Source organism: Cognatitamlana onchidii, assembly GCF_004804355.1.
Classification (GTDB): domain Bacteria; phylum Bacteroidota; class Bacteroidia; order Flavobacteriales; family Flavobacteriaceae; genus Cognatitamlana; species Cognatitamlana onchidii.
This window is the reverse complement of the sequence record NZ_SRWZ01000008.1, coordinates 82,011-105,379: the sequence shown is the minus strand read 5'-3', so window position 1 is coordinate 105,379 and position 23,369 is coordinate 82,011. Positions and strand designations below refer to the sequence as shown.

The window sequence follows — 23,369 nt, the reverse complement described above, 5'->3', positions numbered from 1 at the left end:
ATAACATGAAAACAAAAAATATAATTTTATACGTCTTTGTAGTTTTCACATATTTTGGTTGTGAACGCTTTTTAGAAGAAGACCCAAGAGCGATTGTTTCGCCTGAAACCTTTTTCGGTTCAGAGAATGATGCCAGACAAATGGTTCAAGGTATGTATGCCATTTTAAAGAACAATTCTTTATATGGTCAAGTAGGTTTAGATCATTTTTATGACAATGGCGCTGATATTATTGAACCGAATCGTTCTGCAAATTTTGTGGAGCCCATAGGGAATTATTCTTTGAATGAGGCGATTGCAGACAGGTCGGTTCAAAAAATGAGTGTTTCAGATACTTGGAAAGATCTTTACAGAATTATACAAAATGCGAATCTTACTATAGAAAGAGTTACAGGAAACGAAGCTATAGGGAGCCAAGAAGTAAGAACTGATATCATTGCAGACACAAGATTTTTGAGAGGTTTATGTTATTGGCACATTTGGAGTCTATGGGGAGCTGCTCCTTATTATACGGAAGCACTTACTCTTGAAGAAATTAGTGCGTTAGGACGAACGGATGAGGCTACGATAGTAGCTGGAATTTTAGAAGATTTGCAGTTTGCTCAAGATAATTTACAAGATAAATATGACGGTGATCAAAGTGGTAGAGCTTCTAAATGGGCAGCTGCTGTTATCATGGCTAAAATTTATATGAAGCAACAGCAATGGCAATTAGGTTTGGATAAGTGTTTGGAAATTTTAAATGAATCGCCACATAGGATATTACCAACCTACAATGAAGTGTTTGATCAGTTTAATGAGTATAATGATGAAATTATTTGGTCCTTAGACTTTGCTAGAGATATCAATAGTCAATTTGACCCAGCATTCCCAGGAAGATCATTTGCAGGGAATAATAACTGGAGACCATCTATGTTTAACCCGCGTTTAAGAGATGAACCACTTAATACCGCTGAAAGAGATTCTCTTGGTGAAGCACTTAAAGCTAGAGGCGAGGCTTTTAATGGAACTGGATTACAAGTAGCCTCAAAAGATTTTGCAGAGAAATTCCCAATGAATGATTTGAGAAGAGAGTTAAACATAGTAGATAACTATTTAGGTTATGATCTAGTGTTTCCATACATCGCTAAATTTTGGAATTTAGAGTTAGACAGATCGCCACGTTTTAATCACTCAGATAATAGAATGGTATTTCGTTTAGGAGACGTTGCTTTAATGGCTGCAGAATGTGAAAATGAGCGTTCTGGAGGTAACCCTAATACTGCTTTTGAATATATAAGAGAGATACGAGAGCGTGCCTTTGAAACTCAAGCTGAAGCAGAGGCTATTTTAGGACTTAGTCAACAAGAGTTTAGAGAAGCCATTTATGATGAACGTAAATGGGAGTTGGCCGGAGAATGTCATAGAAGATATGATTTAATCCGTTGGGGGATTTTATTAGATGTGGTTCAAAACTTGGAATACCGTTTCTGGAAACCTAATGAAAATATTAGACCATATCACGTTAAGCTTCCTATTCCGTTACAAGAGTTAGAGAATAACCCAAAATTATTGGAAGACGATCCAACAAATAATGGGTACAGATAATATTGAATATTAATCATTGTTAGTTAGTTTTACCTAAAGCGGCCAAAATCACTTGATTTTGGTCGCTTTTTTTTATCAATTTAAAACCATGTCATTGCTAGGACATTTACTGTAATACTCAGTAAGGTGCCAAATGAGAAAATAAACTCAGCACAGTGCAGGACAAAAAATAACGGGTTTAGGTTTAACTTTGTTTTTTCTGTAAACTACATCTTTTATAAATTTAGATTTAAGTATTATGAAATCAATAGTGTGTTTAGTTCTAATATTTATGGTGCTCACAACCAATATGTTCTCACAGATTAAGCATGGTCTAAGAGATGAAAGGGAAAGGCACGTTATACCTCGGGGATTTGTAGTAAATACAAACGACCATGTTGGCGAGGTTTTTTTTGATAGCGACGACTATGCCAGAATGGTAAGAATGGGAGCTAATACGCAAGTGGTAAGGCTCGAGCTTGGAAAGTTGAGCGAGTTTCCAGGAGGCGCCTTAGACCCTAACTATTTAATTAAATTAGATAATTTGGTTCAGTTGGGGCGACATGCTGGAATAAAAACAGTCTTCAAGATGACGGTTTACGGTGTAGACGAATTTGTTTGGGAAAAGTTTTGGCTTAATAAAAAGAAAGAACACGAAATTTATTTGAAGGCCTGGAAGGTAATCTGGCAACGGTATGCCGATAATGATTTTGTCTTAGGCTACGATGTAGTTAACGAACCCAGAAAGCTAACTATGGATATTACGTATCAAGAATTAACCGACAAGTATTTAATTCCATTGTACCAAAGGATTATTGATGAGAGCCAAAAAATAAGTCCTGATAAGTTAATTTTAGTGCAATCTATTTTTATGAATAAAGGAGAGAAAATAGACAACAATCAGTATGCAGAAGTTACATCGCCTATTAATAGAAAGCATATCGTTTTCGCACCCCACATTTATCAAAATAATGTAGATTACATAAAACGAAACATGGATCGATTTGATAAAGAATCAGACATGCTTAAAGCCCCAATACTAATTGGTGAATGGGGGTTTCCAACATTTGCTACGACCGACACTTTAATAGAGGGGAATTTGGGGCAACTTAAATATCGCGAAATTTATGTAAGAACAGCCGAGGTGTTCGATCAAATGGGCGTGGGGTCTATAAAAGCTTGGTTTTTAGGAAATAGAACTATGCAGCATTTTTTATCTGGCGGGCCATCCACTTGGTCTATTTTTAGCGATAGTACAGATGCGGGCACCGTTGAGCGTAAATATATAACCGATGTGATATCACGGCCATTTCCTCAAACCATTGCAGGCGACATAAATGCTTTTCTTTTTAATCATGCCACAAGAACCTTAGATGTTAATTTAAAATCGGATAATAAAAAAGGAACTTCAACTATTTTTATCGGTGCCAATCGTCATTATCCAGACGGTTTCTCCATTTTGATTAACGACGATTTAGTTTTGTATTACAACCCCATTAAAAATGTTGGTTTAGAAACTTACAAATGCCCGGATTATGTCAATCCTTCAGATTATATTTGGGATACCAAAACTCAGAAACTAACCATACTGAAATGGCCAACAGACGAAAAAGAAATCAAATTAAAAATTGTTCCAGGAATAAGGAATTTTAACTAAACAGTAAATAACACCAAACAAAACATGAAACAAATAGTATACGCTTTTTTAATTACACTTGCTCTAATAAGCTGTAATTCTAAAGACACGAGTAAAACTGACATATCTAGTAAGGATGCAGATATTAATACTAAGGTTGAAAAGCTATTAAGTCAAATGACTTTGGATGAGAAAATAGCAGAAATGACCCAAGATGCCCCAGCCAACACAAGATTGGGTATTCCTGTGATGAAATACGGAGAAGCGTTACATGGTTTGTGGCTTGTTCTTGATTATTATGGCAATACAACGGTGTATCCGCAAGCGGTGGCTTGTGCCTCAACCTGGGAGCCTGAATTAATAAAAAAAATGGCGTCGCAAACGGCTCTTGAAGCGCGCGCCTTAGGTGTTACACATTGCTATTCTCCTAATTTAGATGTTTACGCCGGGGATGCGCGCTATGGTCGTGTTGAAGAATCTTATGGTGAAGACCCTTATTTAGTATCTCGCATGGGTGTGGCATTTATTCAAGGTTTACAAGGTACGGGTGATGAGCAATTTGATGAAAATCATGTAATTGCAACAGCCAAACATTTTGTGGGATACCCAGAAAACCGTCGAGGTATAAACGGTGGCTTTAGCGACATGTCTGAACGTCGATTGCGTGAGGTTTACCTTCCATCGTTCGAGGCGGCAGTAAAAGAAGCCGGTGTAGGCTGTGTTATGCCAGGGCATCAAGACTTTAACGGTATTCCATGCCATATGAATACCTGGTTGTTAAAAGATATTTTACGAGATGAGTTAGGTTTTGATGGTTTTATTGTTTCTGATAATAATGATGTTGGCAGATTAGAAACTATGCATTTTATTCCAGAAACCAGAACCAAAGCGGCTATTTTAGGTTTAAAAGCGGGTGTTGACATGGACTTGGTAATTGGTAAGAAGGTTGAGTTATCTACTTATCATGCCAACGTTTTGAAGGATACGGTTATGCAGGACCCTGCATTAATGACATATATAGATAAAGCCGTATCACGTAATTTAACCGCAAAATATAAGTTAGGTTTGTTTGATTCAGAACCTAAAGAGATTGATCCTGAAACTGTAAATGCTGGGCGTGAAGAACATCGTGAGTTCGCGTTGGAATTAGCTGAAAAATCTATTATCATGCTGAAAAATGATAATAATCTTTTGCCACTGGATTTATCAAACATAAAATCCCTGGCAGTTATTGGTCCCAATGCGCATGAAGAAAGACCTAAAAAGAAAACATACAAACTATTGGGTGGCTATTCAGGATTACCACCATATTACGTTTCAGTCTTAGATGGCTTAAAGAAAAGAGTAGGTGAAAACGTAAAAATAAACTATGCTAAGGGTTGCGATATTGATAGTTTTTCAAAAGCAGGATTTCCAGCGGCTGTTTCTGCTGCAAAAAAATCAGATGCCGTTGTGTTGGTTGTAGGAAGCTCTCACAAAACCTGTGGCGAAGGGGGAGACCGCTCTGATTTAGATTTGTATGGTGTCCAAAAAGAATTAGTAGAGTTGATTCATAAAACAGGAAAACCTGTTATCGTTGTTTTAATCAATGGTCGCCCATTAAGTATAAATTACATTGCAGAAAACATAACGTCTGTACTTGAAACCTGGTATGGTGGTATGCATGCTGGTGATGCTGTTGCCAATGTCATTTTTGGAGATGTTAACCCAGGGGGCAAACTAACCATGTCTTTTCCACGCTCTGTAGGCCAAGTGCCTGTTACTTATTTGGAGCGCCCTGACTTTATTGGATCTGGAAAAGGCAAGTACAGATTTAGTGATAAGTCACCGTTGTTTCCGTTTGGATATGGCTTGAGTTATACCACATTTGGTTACAGCCAACCTAAATTAGAACAAGCGATAATAAGTCAAGATGGCTCTACAACGGTATCAGTGGATGTTACAAATACAGGGGATAGAGTTGGAGATGAAGTTGTACAAATGTATGTAAGAGATGATTTTGCATCGGTAGGTCGCTATCTTAAATTGCTAAAAGGGTTTGAGCGTATTACCTTAAAACCAGGAGAAACAAAAACTGTAACCTTTAATCTCGGTTTTGATGAGCTTAATGTGCTTAATCAAGAGATGAAAAAAGTGGTTGAACCAGGAACGTTTACAATTTCTGTAGGATCATCCTCCTTAGAAAAAGATTTGAAACAGGCATCGCTTCTGGTTAAATAAAACCATTTTCTTTTTGAGAAGGTCATGTTTTTGAAATAGAAATGACAAGGTGTTTACCAAAATATAATGAAAAAATGACCTTTAGCGACATCTTTCCTTTAAGAAAATCATGTTCTTTCAGCTGGGAGTAGCATGTTTTTTTTAATAAAATTTAACAATAATTGTAGAAAGCAGGATACAGCAGGTTGCATAGTTGCTTTTTTTATAGTAAGTTTAGGGGGTATTTAATAAATAACTAAAATAAATAACAAAAATTATGAGAAAACAATTACTTAAATTAACGTTAATGGTAGCGGTACTTTTTAGTGCAGCAGCAACTTATGCTCAACCTATATTATATACAGCACCAGGGAAGTATAAATTGGGTGCAAGAACTACTGATTTATTCATGACAATTAATATTGGTACAGGTGCTTTAGAATGGCAACAAGAATTGCCAGGCGATGATCCAACACAAACTTTTACTGTACAGGACCATGTAATGCCTGCGTCTGCTGGTTATGTGCAAATTACTACAGACCTTACGTCTATAAATCCTGCTCTAGGAACTTGGAGATTGGGTACTACTCCAGCTCTTGTAAATGAAAAAGATATTACAGTGACGGCTCTTCCTGGAGATGTAATAACAGATATTAGCGATCCTGCCTACGAATACGACCAGTTTCAAAGAAGAAAAGCTAAAGTAGATGCCAATGGGGATGCAGACTCTGAAGGAGCAAATCCAGCAGATGGGAACAATGCCTTATTCATTAAAGTTCCAGGAGAAGGTGGTTCAAGATTTGGTGTAATACCAACAGCAGCTGGCGAGCTTGTACAATTTGATGGTGGAGGAATAGATGTACTTGATTATCACTTAGTAGAATTATTAAGTAACGAAACATTTGATACAAGTTCTGTATTTATTTCTAATCCTGTAAACGATCAATTAACAGTTAAAGGACTTACTGCAGACGTAAACAAAGTATCTGTTTACAACTTATTAGGAAGTGCTGTGTTAACAAAGAGTATTTCTGGAGAAGCTACAATTAACTTAAACGTTAGTAGTTTAGCTACTGGAATGTACATTGTTAAATTAGAAGGTGCTAACGGAACATTCTCTAAGAAAATTATTAAGCAATAAGCTTACGCTGAATAGCAACAATTATAAAATCACTCTATTTTCAAATAGGGTGATTTTTTTTGTCTTAATTATAAAATAAAGTTTTACTAATATGCAAAGATTAGCCTTTAAAATGAAATTGAACCCTGGGCAAAAAGAAGCCTATAAACAGCGTCATGACCAATTATGGCCAGAATTAAAGAAATTATTAAAAGATAGTGGAGTAAGCGAATATTCCATTTTTTTAGATGAAGAAACAGATACACTTTTTGCTTTTCAAAAAGTATCTGGTGATGGCGGTTCTCAGGATTTAGCAGATAATGATATTGTAAAGAAATGGTGGGCTTTTATGGCAGATATCATGGAGACGAATCCTGATAACTCGCCTGTATCAGTATCGTTAGAAGAAGTTTTCTATATGGAATAGAGCAAGGCAGCATAACTTTCCCCTTATACAATATCTAAATTGTATAAAATTATATTTAAATGAAATAGTCCTAATTATATGACATTTTTTGCAACAGGTTAACCGTTACTTGAGTAAGGTATGTTAGATTGGTTGTTAATGATAACAATCGGCAAGTAGTATCGGGTAAGTTAGAGTTTAAGAAAAAGGGAAGTGATTGCTGCTACATAATATATATTGGTCTTTACCTTTGAGATAATTGAGCTTTTCTTTAAAATGACTTTTCATCAAACTCACAAATGTCACATCAGCACAGTGCAGGTGAGTTTTTTTAAAAAATATGCCTAATTTTATACCATAGTCTGTTGTTAGATTATTAAAAAAAAAGTTGTGAAAAAAAGTTACGCTCAAAAAGGAGCACGTTATAGACGTGTTCTGATTTTACTTTTATTAGCATATTCAAGTACTATAGCGGCTCAAGTTGTTTTAGAAGACGAAATTAAAATATCAGACCTTGGGCTTCACTTAAATGGGGATAAGGTTGCAGCCAATGCTCCAGATAACGGTGATGATGATAAGTATGACCGTTACTTTGGTGCTAACATTACTGCAAAGGGGGACTGTATTAAGTCCTATGGTGACTATGTGTTTATGACGTGGTACCGTGGAGGTAAAACAGACCGTCATGTTATGTTGACCAGGTACAATACTGTTACTGGCTCTATGGCAACAATAGAGTTTCCTCATAGGCATACAGGATATCTAAATCAATGGTGGATTGGGGAAGCTCACAATGCTATTGCTATTGGAATAAGCCCAATTGATGGGACTATACATTTATTGTATGATATGCACGCCTATAGTGCTAACAGGCCTTCTAATGGTAGTTTGGCCAATGATTATTTTAGGTATACCTACTCTTTGCCAAATACTGCAGGATTGCCCGATGCAGATTTCACTTTAGATAAGTTTGTTCAAAGCTCAAACGACATGTACAAACACTTGAAAATGCCGGGCACTGCCCCTCAATCTGAATTTCTTGAATTAACATATCCGCATTTCTTTTTAAACGATGATGGCGATTTATTTATGTGGATGCGTAGAGGGGGGCATACCAACGGGATGTACAAATTTATAAGCTACGATGCTAGTACAGGTAATTGGGGTAATTTCGTGGATTTTAATAGCTTGAATGCTAACAGCCAGCCTGGTATCCAGTATAATTGGGGACTATACGGAACCATTAAATATGAAAACGGTAAAATACGAATAGGATTCCAAAGAAGGTTAGGAAATAGTCAAGATAAGTTTAGCCATCAAAATGGCGTGTATTATGCCTATTCCGATAATCAAAATGGCGTTGGTGGATGGAAAAATCATAAAGGCGAAAGTTTTGATACACCTTTGTACGATTCCGATTTTATAAAGGTAATGGAACCGGGAGATTATGTGCAGACTACTGTTAAAGATAAAGTGCATATTGTAAGTGGTTTTGATTGGACGGTAACTGATAATGAAGATGTGCATATTATTAGCAGAGTAAAGGACAATGAAAATAACGTTACAAAGTATTTACATACGTATAAACCTTCAGGAGCTACGGAGTTTATAACATCGGAAGATTTTTCAGGTGGTGAAGCGGTTTATACTTTGGGCAATAGTGTGTTTTTAATCGGATTGAAAAATGGACGTGTATTTGTAGAAAAAGCAGAAGGGGGTACCAATAATTTCACAAGAGTTTATGAAGCAACGACAGGTAAACTTTTTAGGCATGGAAGGGTTCACATAGCTAACGGTAAAGCTTATTATTATTTAATGGAAAATCTATCCGGTAGTGCCCAACCTATATACTTGCAGATTATCGATTTGGATATAGTACAAGAACCCTTTAGGGTTACTTTAACCAATCCGAATAACGGAGAAACGGTTTATACTGGTGAAACTGTCCAGATTACGGCAGATGCTATTGATGAAAATGGAAGTATTTCTAAAGTAGATTTTATGGTTAATGGTACGTTGTTTGGAGAAGATACAACTGAGCCATATGCTTTAGATTGGACACCAGATACTAAAGGGGCTTATACGGTTCAAGCAGTAGCTTATAATGCGAATAATGAAACAGTATCTTCCAACGAAATTACTGTTAATATTAAGGTTGTTGATTCTACAGATCCACCATGTCCTGAACTATGGCTTGAACCTAATGTTTATAAGATTGCAACATGTGATTTGTCTGAAACTGAACTTTATATGACAATTAATGTCACAACTGGCCAGTTAGAGTGGGCTGCAGAAATAACGACGGCACCTGCTGAAGCAACACAACTTTGGACTGTAACAAACCATAGACAACCAGCTTCTGGCGGGTATGTTGAAATTACAGCAGACCTCTCTGCTCTTGGTGCTGGACCATGGACCATGATTGTAGATCAATCAACTTATGATGGGTCCGGATCAGATCCTGAAATTAGAGTTAGCGCTAGAACTGGTGTGCCGATAAGTGATACAAGTGATGAAAACTACGGTTATGACCAGTTTCAAAGAAGAAAAGCGAATGGTTGGACTGATGCTGGAAACAATGCATTATTCGCGAAACCACCTGGACAAGGAAACTTTAGATATAGTGTAGCTCCAGCGGCAGCAGGTGATCAAGTACGGTTTCAAAATGGGGGTGCAATTAGCCCACTTCGTTACATTCTTGTTCAAACATTAAGTACTGAAGAGTTTGAGGACAACTCCTTCTTAGCAAAGATTTATCCAAACCCAGCTAAGGATGAGTTTACAATTTTGCTGAATGATGAGAACAATGCTAGAATTGTGATATACAATATGCTAGGGAAAATAGTTTATGAAGATACTATAACCTCTAATAGATTGGATATTGCTAACAATGGTAGATTCAATTCAGGCTTATATTTAATTAAAATTACTGATGATAATCAACGAGTTTTCCATTCAAAACTTATGATTAGATAATTAAAATAATTTAATTTAACATTAATAATCATGCAAAGGACTTACTTTAATGGAAATCAAAAGTGTATATACCTTTCACTACTTTTTGGATTAGGTTTTTTCTATATTACTGCTCAGGTCGTTCTAGAAAACGAAATTAAAATTACCGATCTAGGCTTACATTTCGATGGTAACAAAGTACCAAATGGCACTCCAAATACAGGAGACAGTGCTCCTTATGATTATTTTTTTGGTCGTAATATTTCGGCTCATGGTGATGCAGTAAAGGCTTTTGGCGACTATGTGTTTATGACTTGGTATCGTGGGGGAAAAGGAGACCGGCATTTAATGCTGTCGCGCTACAACAAGTTAACAGGTGTTGTTGCTACCATAGAATTTCCACATCGTCACACCGGTTATCAAAATCAGTACTGGATTGGTGAGTCGCATAATACCTGTGCCGTAGGTATAAGCCCTTTAGATGGTACTATACATTTGTTGTACGATATGCATGCTTATAGCGCAACAAAGCCTTCTAACGGCAGCTTGGCTAATGATTATTTTAGATATTCATATTCGGTTACTAATGCGGCAACGGTTTCAGATAATGAATTTACATTAGATAAATTTGTGCTTGACAATGGCGTGGTAGGGGATTATAAACACTTACGCACCCCAGGCAACGTGGCGCAATCAGAGTTTGTTGCATTAACCTATCCGAGCTTTTTTCTAAATGACCAAGGCGATCTTCTGTTTTTTATGCGAGAAGGTGGGAATAACAACGGTATGTATAAGTTTAGCAAGTATAACGCAGCTACAGGAACTTGGGGTAATTTCATTGATTTTAATAGATTAAATGCTAAAAGTCAACCTGGTATTACGTATAACTGGGGGCTGTATGGCGATATTAAATATGTAAATGGAAAAATACGTATAGGCTTTCAACGGAGGTCTTCTAATAATAATGATAAATTCCAATATCAAAATGGTGTTTATTATGCGTATTCAGATGATCAAAGTGGTGCTACGGGTTGGAAAAACCATAAGGGAGAATCATTTTCTCTACCATTGTTAGATGCAGATTATATAAAAGTTATGGAACCTGGAGATTATGTAGCTACTACTCAGAAAAATAAAGTGCATATAGTCGGTAATTTTGATTGGACGGTTACGGAAAATGAAGATATTCATATCATAAGTAGAGTTAAAGACAATGAAAATAATGTCACAAAATACTTACATACGTATAAACCGTCTGGAGCAACAGATTTTATTACTTCTGAAGACTTTGCGGGCGGGTCAGCTCTATACACATCTGGCAATGATGTTTTCATGATAGGGCTTCAAAACGGACGCGTATATATTGATAAAACGGAAGGTGGAACACATAATTTTCAACGGGTTTATCAGGCAAATTCGGGTAGAACTTTCGATCATGGTGTGGTACACGTTAAGGATGGTAAAGTTTATTATTACTTGATGGAAAATGGATCTGGTAATGCCCAACCATTATATCTACAAATTATAGATTTAAATATCATAAAAGAACCGTTTAGAGTGTCTTTAACATCGCCATTTGATGGGGAGACTTATTTTGTTGATGAAATAACGCCTTTATCTGCAGAAGCTATAGATGAAAATGGCAGTATTTCGAAAGTCGAGTTTTGGGTAAATGGTGCATATTTTAGCGAGGATAATTCTGAGCCATATTCAGTGGATTGGACACCAACTGAAGTAGGAAGCTATACCATTCAAGCAATTGCCTATAATGCAAGTGCTGAAACGGTTAATTCTTCCATAATTACGGTGAATACTAAGGTCTTCGATCCAAATGATTTAACAGGCGATATATATAGAATCAAGAATGTTGTAAGTGGGAAATATTTACATTCTGTGGGTAGTGATGTTGTTGAGAGCGATACCGATAATAATGTGGCCGCAGGAGACAAAGAATGGGAAATTATTAGGTCGGGTAGTTTTTATAATATTGAAAGTAAAAGGTCAGACCGAGGTGTTTTAAGAGCAGCAGGAAATCCTCCAAACGATATCATTAATACTGGTTTTGGAGCTCCTAATACAGATTCTGATAAGCAATGGACGGTTATTGCTGAAAATGACGGTACGTTTCGTTTTAGAACCCGCAATAATTCAAAGTACTTATATCATAACGAAAATGGTATCATAGAGCACTCCACTAATACAGATGATCGCTCAAAATGGTATGTGGAGTCTACAACCTTGAGCACCAATAATGATCTGTTAGTTAATAATGGGTCAGTTAAAGTATACCCAAACCCTGCAGACTCATACTTTACTATTGCCCTAAATGGATTTAATAAAGCCAATGTTGTTATATATGATATTTTGGGAAAATCGGTATACTCAAATGTCATAAATAGTAATCAGTTGCACATAGATAATAATGGTCTTTTTGAGGCAGGAATGTATTTGATAAAGGTTATTGCTGATGGGCAAAAAGTATATCATACCAAATTAATAGTACGATAAAAGACTGAGTAATATAGTTTTGATTAAATTCTAAGCCAGAGTATGTTAAATATCTCTGGCTTTTTTATTGTATCCTGTTAACAAGTGATCAAAACTCAAGCATTAAATTGGTATTAATACTATTATAAAGGCAATCAAAATGTACCAAAAGAAACACATGCCTTAAACTTGCAATAATCGCCTACTAACTAAGGTTTTATTAATGAGTGAGTCTAGTTTGTGCACTTCATCGATGTAAGAATTTTATTTTATATAATTTTTATAAATTGACAATATCATTTAAAAACCTTGTTTTTGTTGCGTATAACGTAATTTTTTAACTTTTATGTTAACAAATCAATCATGACTGTACAGGATAGTTGAATGGTAGATTTTTTAAAATTTGAAGAAGATATATTTTGGTTTAAATGCCAAAATATAATAACCAACTAAAAGTTTAATAGCAAAATGGAAAAAATTACACATGCAAAAGTCTCAATCATGAGCCACTTAAAGCTTGCTCTAGCTTTCTGTGTTATTCTCGGAACAGGTTTGAAGTTAAATGCCCAAGTTCAATTAGAGCAGGATATAAAAATAACGGATTTTGGACTACACTTTGACGGAAGTAAAGTGGGTAGTTCAGCGTCAAATTCTGGGGATAGTACACCCTACGATTATTACTTTGGTAGAAATATATCTGCGCATGGCGATTGTATTAAGACCTATAACGAATATGTTTTTATGACCTGGTATCGCGGAGGTAAAGACGACCGTCATGTTATGTTAACACGGTATAACACAGTTACGGGAACAAAAGCAACTATTGAATTTCCTCACCGCCATACAGGATATCAAAACAAATATTGGATCGGAGAGTCGCACAATACTATTGCTGTCGGGGTAAGTCCATTAGACGGTACCATTCATTTACTATATGATATGCATGCTTACAGTGCTACAAAACCATCAGATGGGAGTTTGGCTAATGATTATTTTAGATATTCGTATTCTATTTCAAACGCAGCCTCTTTGCCAGATGCTGATTTTACGCTAGATAAATTCGTACAAAATACTAGCGGCGGTTATAAGCATTTAAGAATGCCTGGTGCAGCAGCCCAATCAGAATTTGTTGCCTTAACTTATCCGAAATTCTTTTTGAATGATGCAGGAGACCTCTTTATGTATATCCGTGAAGGGGGAAATAATAATGGCGCTTATAAGTTCTCAAAATATACAGCGAGTACATCTACATGGTCTAGTTTTACTCATTTTAATGTTTTAAACGCAAAAAATCAATCTGGGATAACCTACAATTGGGGGCTATACGGTAACATGAAGTATGTGAATGGTAAAATCAGGATTGGTTTCCAGCGCAGATCTTCGAATAACAACGATAAATACCGGTATCAAAATGGCGTGTATTATGCCTATTCTGATAATCAAGATGGGACAAATGCTTGGAAAAATCATTCAGGAACCTCCATATCGATACCCCTTTATGATGCTGATTTAATAAAAGTCATGGAACCGGGAGATTATGTTCAAACCACACAGACAAATCAGGTGTATATTGTTAGTGATTTCGACTGGACGGTTACAGAAAACGGTGATGTTCATATAATAAGTAAAGTTAGAGATGATCAATATGGAGTCACAAAATATCTGCATACCTACAAACCTGCTGGTGCCAATAATTTCATTACTTCTGAGGATTTTACCGGAGCAACTTCAATTTATACATCTGGGGACAGCGTATATATTATTGGTTTAAAGAATGGAAGGGTTTTTGTTGATAAAGCTCAAGGAGGAACCAATACTTTTTCTAATGTATATCAAGTTACTTCTGGTAAAACTTTTGACCACGGTAGAGTGCATATCAATAATGGAAAACTCTATTATTATTTAATGGAAAAGACATCTGGGAGTGCACAGCCACTTCATCTTCAAGTTATTGATTTGGATATTAATCAAGGTTCTGGTCCTACTTTTACCGCAGAGGTAACAGCTCCTTCGGATGCCTCAATATTTACCTTAGGTGATGTCATTGATTTAAAAGCTGATGCCTTCGCAACAAACGGGATTTCAAAAGTAAATTTTAGAGTTAACGGTGCTTTTTACAAACAAGACAATACGGCACCTTATGAAACCACATGGGAACCAACTGCAGCAGGTAATTACACCATTGATGTAGCAGCCTATGATGCGGATAATACTAAGTTAATTTCTGAAGTTGTAACCGTTCAAATTGACCCTGCTCAATCTGAGCCATTGGTTAGTTTTGCCCAACCATCAGGTAGTATGAGTGTAGATGAGGGTTATAGCTTATACGCCCTAGTGAATGCAACAGATGCTGATGGTAGCATTGCTAATGTTCAGCTATATATAAACGATGTATTGGTGCGCCAAGAAAACATTGCGCCTTATGAGTGGGGGCAGCCGGGAACCCCGAATGAAAATGAATTAACAGGTTTGCCAGTAGGTTCGCATGTTTTAAAAGCCGTAGCTACAGACAATGATGGCTTAACTAAAGAAACATCAATAACATTAACGGTCAATGCGGTAGATACAACCATCGAGTCTGTTGAAGCTGAACAAGTACCTAATGTGGCTCAAAATTTATTAGATGGAGATACCAACGATAATTCAAGGTGGAGTGCTCAAGGGTTCTCAAAATCTGTGGTATTCGATTTAGGGGTTAGCAGACAAATAACAGGTACTCAAATGTGGACGTATCTAGATAGGGCCTATCAATATCGCGTAGAAACTTCAAATTCACCTAATAGTGGCTTTGCTGTTTTGGCTGATGAAACGAATAATACAAGTGCCAGCCAACCACTAACAACAAGTTTTAATAGCGTGGCACGCTACGTTAAGTTAACGGTTACTGGGGCACATAACTATTTAAGTAACTGGGTAAGTATTACAGAATTTGAGATTTTAACAGGGTCAAGCGCAAAAAGCTCAGAGGCAAAGTTAGTGCTAAGTGATGCAGAGCAAGAGGGTGTTAAAATTAAGGTGTATCCTAACCCAGCACAATCAGATTTTACAATTGCACTAAGTGGATTAAAACAAGCAGATATTCAAATAAATGATATTCTCGGAAAATTAGTTTATGCCGGTTCTACTTCAGCTTCTAACATTAAAATTAATAATGATGGCAGGTTTAAGTCTGGAATCTATCTTGTTAGGATAATAGCTAATGGTCAATCTTACCTAAAAAAGCTAGTTATTAAGTAGCAATCGCGGTTTGGTACTACTATATTTTTACCCATATGAAAGACTGAAGAATTAATTTCTTCAGTCTTTTTTTTAGCAGATAAAATCTATCCCTCCCATAGAGGGCAGGATAGTTTCTCAAAAGACTTTCCTTATCTTTAGAAAAAGATATAACCATGTTCAATTTTAAGAAGACACTTCTGTACAAGGTGTTTTATTTATGTCTTGTTTTATTCATAATTGGGTGTTCAAAACCCGAAAATAAAATAGGTGTTTATGCTTCTTCAAACGATCCTAGAATACATTTTGCATTGCAAGACTTGATGTTAGTAGGAAGTGATATGTCCCAACCATTTGATATATCAGAAAGGGACAAAGCTACTATTGTATTGAGAGTAAAACAGGAATCTCAGCTAAAAAAAGAGGGGTTTTCTATAAAAAAAGAAAATGGTAACATAGAAGTTGCTGGCTTTGATGAAGCAGGTTTAATGTATGGTACGTTGGAGTTAACAGAGCAGATAAAACTATATGGTATAGAAGGGGTGAAGACCATGGTAAGAAATCCGTATTTGGAGATGCGCGGACCTAAATTTAACATCCCATTAGATGTACGTACGCCGAGTTATACCGATGTTTGCGATGCCGCACAATATAATATACCACATATGTGGGATTTTGAATTCTGGAAAGACTACATAGATACAATGGCACGTTACCGGTATAACTATATTTCGCTGTGGAGCTTACATCCGTTTCCGTCGTTAGTGAAAGTGCCTGGATATGAGGATATTGCGTTAGATGACGTGCAACGTTCTATTGTAGAATGGAAGGAAAACTATAATCTTATGGCCATTGGTTTTAATGCACCAGAAATTTTAGAAAATGTAGAAGTTTTAAAAAGAATAACTATTGACGAAAAAATTGAATTCTGGAAAAAAGTAATGTCCTATGGCAAAAGTAGAAATATAGATTTCCTTATCGTAACATGGAATATTTTTGATTATGGTACACAAGGGAAATACGGCATCACAGACGATAGAGATAATGAAATTACCACGGATTATTTTAGAAAAAGTATTAAACAACTATTTATTACCTATCCGGACTTGGCTGGTATTGGATTAACAACAGGGGAGAATATGAAAGGAGCGAATCACCAAGAACGGGAAGATTGGGCTTATAATACTTATGGTCTTGGTATTTTAGATGCAGCCAAGGAAATGCCTGAAAGACAATTTAAATTTATACATAGGCAACACCAATCAGGCGCAAAAGAAATTGCTGAAAAATTTAAGGCTGTTGTAGAGGCTGAAAATGTAGAATTTTTGTTTTGTTTTAAATATGCCAAAGCGCATGTGTATAGTGCTACAAAACAACCGTATCATGAAAATGCTAATTATTTAGAGCAAATTGAAGGCATGAAAACTTTATGGGGCTTACGAAATGATGACACCTTTTACTTTAGGTGGGGTGCCCCGGATTTTACGAGGGAATTTATTAATAATCTGCCTTATGAAGATGTTGCTAAAGGTATTTACTTTGGTTCGGATCAATGGATATGGGGGCGTGATTTTTTGACCAAAGCACCTGAAACACCCAATCAAATTGAAGTAGAAAAGCATTGGTATCAATGGTTGTTATGGGGAAGATTAAGTTTCGACCCTTCTATAACGAATGAGCGATTTAAGGATATATTGGGAAGTCGTTTTCCAGACCTAGGGGCCAATAAATTATTTTCAGCATGGCAAAATGCCTCTATGGTTTACCCATTGACTACAGGTTTTCACTGGGGAAGTCTCGATTTTCAATGGTATATTGAAGGGTGTAAGAGCCGTCCAAGTCAAGCGGAAAATGAAACAGGGTTTCATGATGTTAATCGGTTTATATCACTAGGAGTGCATCCCAAATCTGGAAATCAATCCATTCCAGAGTATGTGAAAATGGTTTCCGAAGGAAACAATACTACTTTAACAACACCTCTAGAGGTTTCTAAAAACCTTATTACTGTCGCAGATAATGCTTTAAAAGAATTGGAGGGAATTGAAGAAACTAACAATAGAGAATTACAGTTAACTTTAAACGATATAAAAACCGTTTCGTTTTTAGGGAAATATTACGGATATAAAATTGAAGGCGCAACTTATTTAGCCTTATTTAGAAATTCTAACAAAAAGGAGTACCAAGATTTGGCAGTGAAAGCCTTAGAAAATGCATTAGGTTTTTGGAAACTGTACGTTCATCAAGCCATGTTACAAAATCATAATCCTTTATGGACCAATAGAGTAGGTATTATAGATTGGAATCAAATTACCAAATGGGTTAAACAGGATTTGGAAATTGCCAGAACCGAAAAACAGAAATGAAAATAACAAGCTATACAATAATTTGCATACTTATTCTTTTTAACGTTTGCTCTTGCTCAAGAAACAAAGGAAAATTAAAGAAGGACAGTATCGATTTTAATACGGAAGCGATTGAAGGTGAAAATGTTTCTAGAATTTATAAAAAAAAGACTAAAAACAGATTCATTTTAATGTCTGATATAGGGCATGACCCTGATGATGAACAGCAACTTGTGCATCTATTGATGTACTCCAATACATTTGATTTAGAAGGTTTAATAGCAGTTACAGGGCGTTATTTTAGACCAACCCCGAAGGATACCGTTAAAGTTTTGATGCCCGAGTTGTTTCATTATTACATTGACGGTTATGAAAAAGTATATCCAAACATCCAACTTCATGAAAAAGGCTGGAAAACACCAAAACATCTACATAGTATCGTAGCCTCGGGTCAGTCTGGAAATGGGATGAAGGATGTAGGTTTAGGCAAAACCAGTGATGGCGCTAAATTAATAGTAAATGCTATGCTCAAAGACGATGACAGACCTATTTTAGTATTATCAAATGGTGGAATGAATACACTTGCTCAGGCTTTATTTCACCTAAAAGCAAACCATTCAAAAGAAAAACTCAAAACATTTCTTTCCAAATTAAGAGTTTATGATAATTCTGGACAAGATGAAAGTGGTGCTTGGATTTGTCATGAATTCCCAGAGGTATTTTACATTCGGGCCACCCATCAAAATAAAAGTTTTGGCGGTCCGTCTAATTCAAATCTTGGGCCTCATGTATGGCAACCTTATGAATATTCACCATTTGGACAACACCAGTGGTTTAAAGAAAATGTGCAAACCAATCATGGTGAACTAGGAGCCTTATATCCAAATAGAAAAGTAAGCGACACCTATCATTTTATTGGTGGGGGAGGCACTATTCCTTGGTTGGTGCTTGTTAATCCAGCTTTATCAAATATTTCGGAACCCTCTTGGGGAGGCTGGGGTGGACGCTATTCAGCTAAAGAACTGCCTAATCCACCTTCAGGGTTTTCAATTGTTGAATTAGATGAACAACCGTATTTACCATATAAGGCCTATGCTGATGGAGACTCTATTCTTGATACTTGGGCAAATCCCGAAGATGGCAAAATTTATGCTGATGAGTATACTCCTGTTTGGCGCTGGCGAAAAGCAATTTGGAATGATTTAAAAGCTAGAATGGATTGGTGTGTTCAACCTTTTAGTAAAGCTAATCATCGTCCAGTTGCGGTATTGAATGGTGTTAGTTCAAATCAAATTGTAAAGGCAAAATACAATTACCATGAAGAGGTGGTTCTAGACGCTACGGGTTCTACAGACCCAGACGGGGATAATTTGAGTTATAAGTGGTGGATATACCACGAAGCAGGAAAAAAACCATATAATCTACCTCTTAAAATTCAAAACGATACCAGTATTAAAACCTCGTTTAAAATTCCAATTGACGTAGCAACCAAGGAATTGCATGTGATTTTAGAGGTTCGAGATGATAATAGCATCGTTCCTCTGGTTGATTATAAACGCATGGTTATTATTGTTACTAATTATTAAAACTTTAAGATATTATGAAAAATAGAATAGTGCTTTTCGGTCTAGTTTTAACATTATTTTTAGGTTGCAAAGAAAATTCTAAGCTCACTGAATCAGTAGATGAGGAAAAAATTGCGCAAACATCTAAAGTAGATAGTGAGTCAAAGCCAGATGTATTTTACCAATACTCCATTTGGTTTGCATTTGTAAATAGAGTTTTTGATGGTGACTTAAAAGTTTCGGAACTTAAAACAAAAGGCGATATTGGTTTGGGCTCATTTGATTATTTGGACGGTGAATTAGTTATGCTCGATGGCGTTCCTTACCGAATCAGGGAAAACGGAGAAATAACTATAGGACAGGATGAGGACGAAATTGTATATTCCGATGCTACCTTTTTCAATAAGGACGGTAGCTTTCAAGTACAAGGACCAATAGATTATGCATCGTTCCAAAAAAGGCTAAATACCGAAATGGAATCTGAGCATTATTTTTATGCGTATAGAGTACCTGTAAAACTCGATTATATTAAACTTGGAGGTGTGCCCAAAGTAGAAAAACCATTTACAGATGGACTCGATGTACTATTACCTATTCGTCCTGTTTTTGAAGCTGAAAATATTAGTGGAACATTAGTTGGGTTTTATTGTCCAGAATATATTGGTAATATTAATGCCTTTGGTCATCATTTTCATTTTATTTCTGATGACCGCAAATGGGGCGGTCATGTTATGGAGTTTAAAACAAAGTACGACATAGAGGTACCTTGGGATCAAAAAACAAGTTATGCGTTTGACCTTCCCAAAAATGAATCCTTTGAAAATGTAAAACTTGATAGTGAGTTTCAGTATAATTAATGGTTGTAATTTTACAATAGTGACATTGATTAAATATGATGGTTTTTCAATATGACGTATAAAGGCTTTATGATATTTAGTGTTTAGTGGTTCATTTTTTAGGAAAACAGTTCGCTTTAATTAATACCAACTCATTTTCGTGCTTAATTTTAGTTTAGTCAGTATATAATTTTACTTAAGTGTGTTTTTTATGAGATTTTAAATGTTAGTTGAAATCTAGATACTACAGGACAGTTTTTTTATTTAAATTAAGGACATTGCATATTTAACAAATAATTTTAATTTATTTTCATTCAATGAAACAGAAGCTAATACTTTTTAAGGGATGTCTTATAATATGCTTAATTGTAATAGTCTCTTGTAGTAAAAGCCCCATTGATAAACCTAGAGGATTAACTGTTTCAGAAGGTTTTAAAAATCCAATAGGTTTTTACAACCCAAAACCTACCTTTTCGTGGTTACTCCCAGTAGTAACAGGTGTTAAATCGCAATCTGCATATCAAGTTGTTGTAGCCTCTTCAAAAAAAATATTACCGAATACTCCAGATTTGTGGGACTCTAAAAAGCAGGAAAGTTCAACATCAACATTCATAAGCTACCAAGGAGAAGAATTGCAATCGCGTCAAAAGGTATTTTGGCAAGTACGATATTGGAACCAAGATGGAACCGTGTCAGACTGGAGCGAAATTAATTCCTTTGAATTGGGCTTACTAAATAACTCTGACTGGAAAGCAAAATGGGCAGGTTTAGATACTGCAAAAGATAGCATAAAAGGGGTGCATGATTTTTTAATGCACAAACCACAATATTTGCGTAAAGGGTTTGATTTGCCATCAGATGTAGCATCAGCAAGATTATACATCACCTCGAAAGGCGTTTTTGATGTGCATTTGAATGGAAAAGATGTTAGTGATGATGTGTTAACACCGGGCTGGACACCCTATAACAAACGTTTTGAAACACTGACCTATGATGTAACCGATATGTTAACTTCAGGAAAAAATGCAATTTCAGTAGAATTAGCATCTGGTTGGCATTCAGGAAGAATTACCAGAGGAACAGCTGTTTATGACTTTTTAGCGTCTCCAAAAGTTTTATGCCAGTTAGAAATCGCTTTAAAAGATGGTTCAAAAAAAACCATTATTTCTGATAAAACTTGGAAAGGCACAACAAATGGGCCAATACGTTTAGTAGGTCTGTTCGATGGTGAAGTGTATGATGCCAATTTGGAAATGCCCAATTGGACAATGAATACGTTTGATGATACCTCTTGGGAAAATACAGAAATAGAGCCTATAGTTGATAGTGTAAAGTTAGAACCAAAACGTCATGAAACTGTAAAAATAATGACAGTTTTTGAGAATGCAGAAATTGTATCGTCGACAACATCTTTTGTAATTTTCAATTTGAAACAAAATATGGTAGGCGTACCAAAAGTAAGAGTGCCGATGAAAAAAGGTGATACTTTAAAGATTCGCTTTTCAGAAATGTTATTGTCTGATGGTACGTTTTATACAACAAATTATCGTTCGGCAAAATCAACAGATTATTATATCGCATCAAAAGATGGCCTTATCGAGTATACGCCAAAATTTACCTTTCACGGATTTCAATATTTAGAATTGTCAGGATTTGATACCTCCGCAACTCCAAATTCAACTTGGGTAAAAGGATTGGTGCAACATTCTAATTTTGAAAAAAATGGAACGTTTACATCATCACATGATAAATTAAATCAACTGCAAAAAAATATCACTTGGGGTTTAAGAGACAACCTTTTAGATATACCAACCGATTGCCCGCAACGTGATGAGCGTTTGGGTTGGACTGGTGATGCGCAAGTGATTTCGCCAACAGCCATGTTTAATTTTAAAGGACATGCGTTTTGGACGGCATGGTTGCAAAGTATGCGCGAAACCCAATCTGAACATGATAATGGTTTAGTGCCATTTGTTATCCCTGATATATTACAAAGAAATAGTGCCAGTTCAGGTTGGGGCGATGCCTGTGTTATTATTCCTTGGGATATTTACAATATCACAGGAGATAAATCAGTTTTGGAAGAGAATTATGATATGGGAAAAAAATGGGTTGGTTACTATCAATCTAAATCGAAAGATTTTATTCCCAATATTTATTCCTATACAGATTGGTTACAGCCTTATCCATCAAAATCTGGAAAAGAAGGTAATAAAGGCGATACACCAAGATTATTTGTAAACACAGCATATTTTGCCCATTCGGCGCACTTGGTTTCGAAAATAGCGGGTGTTCTTGGTAAGACTGAAGACGAAAAAAAATACAAAGACTTATATAAACAAATCGCTCTAGCTTTTGAAAACAAGTTTTTTGATACAAACGGAAAATTTATAAATGAAAAACAAACCCAAACTAGCTATTTATTAGCCATATATTTTGATTTGCTACAACCAGAAACCAAACTAAAAGCTCAAAAATATTTATTGGAAGAAATTAAAAATGCCGATTATCATTTAGGAACAGGTTTTTTAGGTACTCCCATTTTGCCTAAGGTTTTAGATGATATTGGAGAAATTGATTTGATGTATGATATTCTGTTTAAGGAAACCTATCCATCTTGGTTTTACTCCATCAATCAAGGAGCCACAACGATGTGGGAACGTTGGAATAGTTATAGCATAGAAGATGGTTATAACAAGCAACCAATGAACAGCTTAAACCATTACGCTTATGGAGCCATTGGACAATGGATGTACGAGCGTATAGCGGGACTTTCATCTTTAGAACCAGGCTATAAAAAAATAAAAATTGCACCCGTGCCAAATGTAGATTTCTTAACATCGGCATCAGCCAGCGTAAATACACCTTACGGCAAAGCATCATCTTCTTGGGAAGTAAAGGACAATCTGTTTAATTTAGAGGTAATAATTCCTCCTAACACAACAGCTGAAATTTACCTTCCAAATACTTCTGAAAACGAGGCTCAAAAACTAAAAAATGTAGGTGCAGGTACCTATAAATTTCAAACGAAGCTAAATTGAA

12 protein-coding genes are annotated in these 23,369 nt (G+C 36.0%); all 12 read left to right on the top strand.

The window, feature by feature from the left end:
- Window positions 1–5: 5 nt before the first annotated feature.
- Window positions 6–1,586: a RagB/SusD family nutrient uptake outer membrane protein gene (locus tag E5D58_RS14300; protein WP_136482952.1), complete on the top strand. Its 1,581-nt coding sequence runs from the start codon at window positions 6–8 to the stop codon at window positions 1,584–1,586.
- A gap of 238 nt (window positions 1,587–1,824) precedes the next feature.
- The gene (locus E5D58_RS14295) at window positions 1,825–3,222 is read left to right on the top strand and encodes a cellulase family glycosylhydrolase (RefSeq protein WP_136482950.1); all 1,398 of its coding nucleotides are present in this window, start codon (window positions 1,825–1,827) and stop codon (window positions 3,220–3,222) included.
- A gap of 24 nt (window positions 3,223–3,246) precedes the next feature.
- On the top strand, window positions 3,247–5,421 hold the full coding sequence (locus E5D58_RS14290; RefSeq protein WP_136482948.1) for a beta-xylosidase: 2,175 nt from the start codon (window positions 3,247–3,249) through the stop codon (window positions 5,419–5,421).
- 256 nt (window positions 5,422–5,677) lie between these two features.
- Window positions 5,678–6,541: a T9SS type A sorting domain-containing protein gene (locus E5D58_RS14285; RefSeq protein WP_136482946.1), complete on the top strand. Its 864-nt coding sequence runs from the start codon at window positions 5,678–5,680 to the stop codon at window positions 6,539–6,541.
- Between the two features lie 91 nt (window positions 6,542–6,632).
- Window positions 6,633–6,947: an L-rhamnose mutarotase gene (gene rhaM, locus E5D58_RS14280; protein ID WP_136482944.1), complete on the top strand. Its 315-nt coding sequence runs from the start codon at window positions 6,633–6,635 to the stop codon at window positions 6,945–6,947.
- A 369-nt stretch (window positions 6,948–7,316) separates the two neighbouring features.
- Entirely contained in the window at window positions 7,317–9,902 is a 2,586-nt protein-coding gene (locus E5D58_RS14275) for a T9SS type A sorting domain-containing protein (RefSeq protein WP_136482942.1), read from the top strand.
- Between the two features lie 30 nt (window positions 9,903–9,932).
- Window positions 9,933–12,389, top strand: a complete 2,457-nt coding sequence (locus E5D58_RS14270) for a BNR-4 repeat-containing protein (protein ID WP_136482940.1) — start codon at window positions 9,933–9,935, stop codon at window positions 12,387–12,389.
- A 480-nt stretch (window positions 12,390–12,869) separates the two neighbouring features.
- Window positions 12,870–15,605, top strand: coding sequence for an Ig-like domain-containing protein (locus tag E5D58_RS14265; RefSeq protein ID WP_235835930.1), 2,736 nt, complete (start codon window positions 12,870–12,872; stop codon window positions 15,603–15,605).
- 155 nt (window positions 15,606–15,760) lie between these two features.
- Complete coding sequence (locus E5D58_RS14260) at window positions 15,761–17,947, top strand: beta-N-acetylhexosaminidase family protein (RefSeq protein WP_136482935.1); 2,187 nt, start codon at window positions 15,761–15,763, stop codon at window positions 17,945–17,947.
- Window positions 17,944–19,512: a nucleoside hydrolase-like domain-containing protein gene (locus E5D58_RS14255; RefSeq protein WP_136482933.1), complete on the top strand. Its 1,569-nt coding sequence runs from the start codon at window positions 17,944–17,946 to the stop codon at window positions 19,510–19,512. Before E5D58_RS14260 ends, E5D58_RS14255 begins: the two co-directional genes overlap by 4 nt.
- A 14-nt stretch (window positions 19,513–19,526) precedes the next feature.
- Complete coding sequence (locus E5D58_RS14250) at window positions 19,527–20,348, top strand: acetolactate decarboxylase (RefSeq protein ID WP_136482931.1); 822 nt, start codon at window positions 19,527–19,529, stop codon at window positions 20,346–20,348.
- A gap of 296 nt (window positions 20,349–20,644) precedes the next feature.
- Window positions 20,645–23,368 carry a family 78 glycoside hydrolase catalytic domain gene (locus tag E5D58_RS14245; RefSeq protein WP_136482929.1) on the top strand — a complete coding sequence of 908 codons (2,724 nt, stop codon included), beginning with the start codon at window positions 20,645–20,647 and terminating at the stop codon, window positions 23,366–23,368.
- Window position 23,369: the final 1 nt, after the last annotated feature.

Coding starts and splice junctions, on each gene's coding strand:
- E5D58_RS14300 (WP_136482952.1), top strand. CDS start 6: ATGAAAACAAAAAATATAATTTTATACGTCTTTGTAGTTTTCACATAT.
- E5D58_RS14295 (WP_136482950.1), top strand. CDS start 1,825: ATGAAATCAATAGTGTGTTTAGTTCTAATATTTATGGTGCTCACAACC.
- E5D58_RS14290 (WP_136482948.1), top strand. CDS start 3,247: ATGAAACAAATAGTATACGCTTTTTTAATTACACTTGCTCTAATAAGC.
- E5D58_RS14285 (WP_136482946.1), top strand. CDS start 5,678: ATGAGAAAACAATTACTTAAATTAACGTTAATGGTAGCGGTACTTTTT.
- rhaM (WP_136482944.1), top strand. CDS start 6,633: ATGCAAAGATTAGCCTTTAAAATGAAATTGAACCCTGGGCAAAAAGAA.
- E5D58_RS14270 (WP_136482940.1), top strand. CDS start 9,933: ATGCAAAGGACTTACTTTAATGGAAATCAAAAGTGTATATACCTTTCA.
- E5D58_RS14265 (WP_235835930.1), top strand. CDS start 12,870: ATGAGCCACTTAAAGCTTGCTCTAGCTTTCTGTGTTATTCTCGGAACA.
- E5D58_RS14260 (WP_136482935.1), top strand. CDS start 15,761: ATGTTCAATTTTAAGAAGACACTTCTGTACAAGGTGTTTTATTTATGT.
- E5D58_RS14255 (WP_136482933.1), top strand. CDS start 17,944: ATGAAAATAACAAGCTATACAATAATTTGCATACTTATTCTTTTTAAC.
- E5D58_RS14250 (WP_136482931.1), top strand. CDS start 19,527: ATGAAAAATAGAATAGTGCTTTTCGGTCTAGTTTTAACATTATTTTTA.
- E5D58_RS14245 (WP_136482929.1), top strand. CDS start 20,645: ATGAAACAGAAGCTAATACTTTTTAAGGGATGTCTTATAATATGCTTA.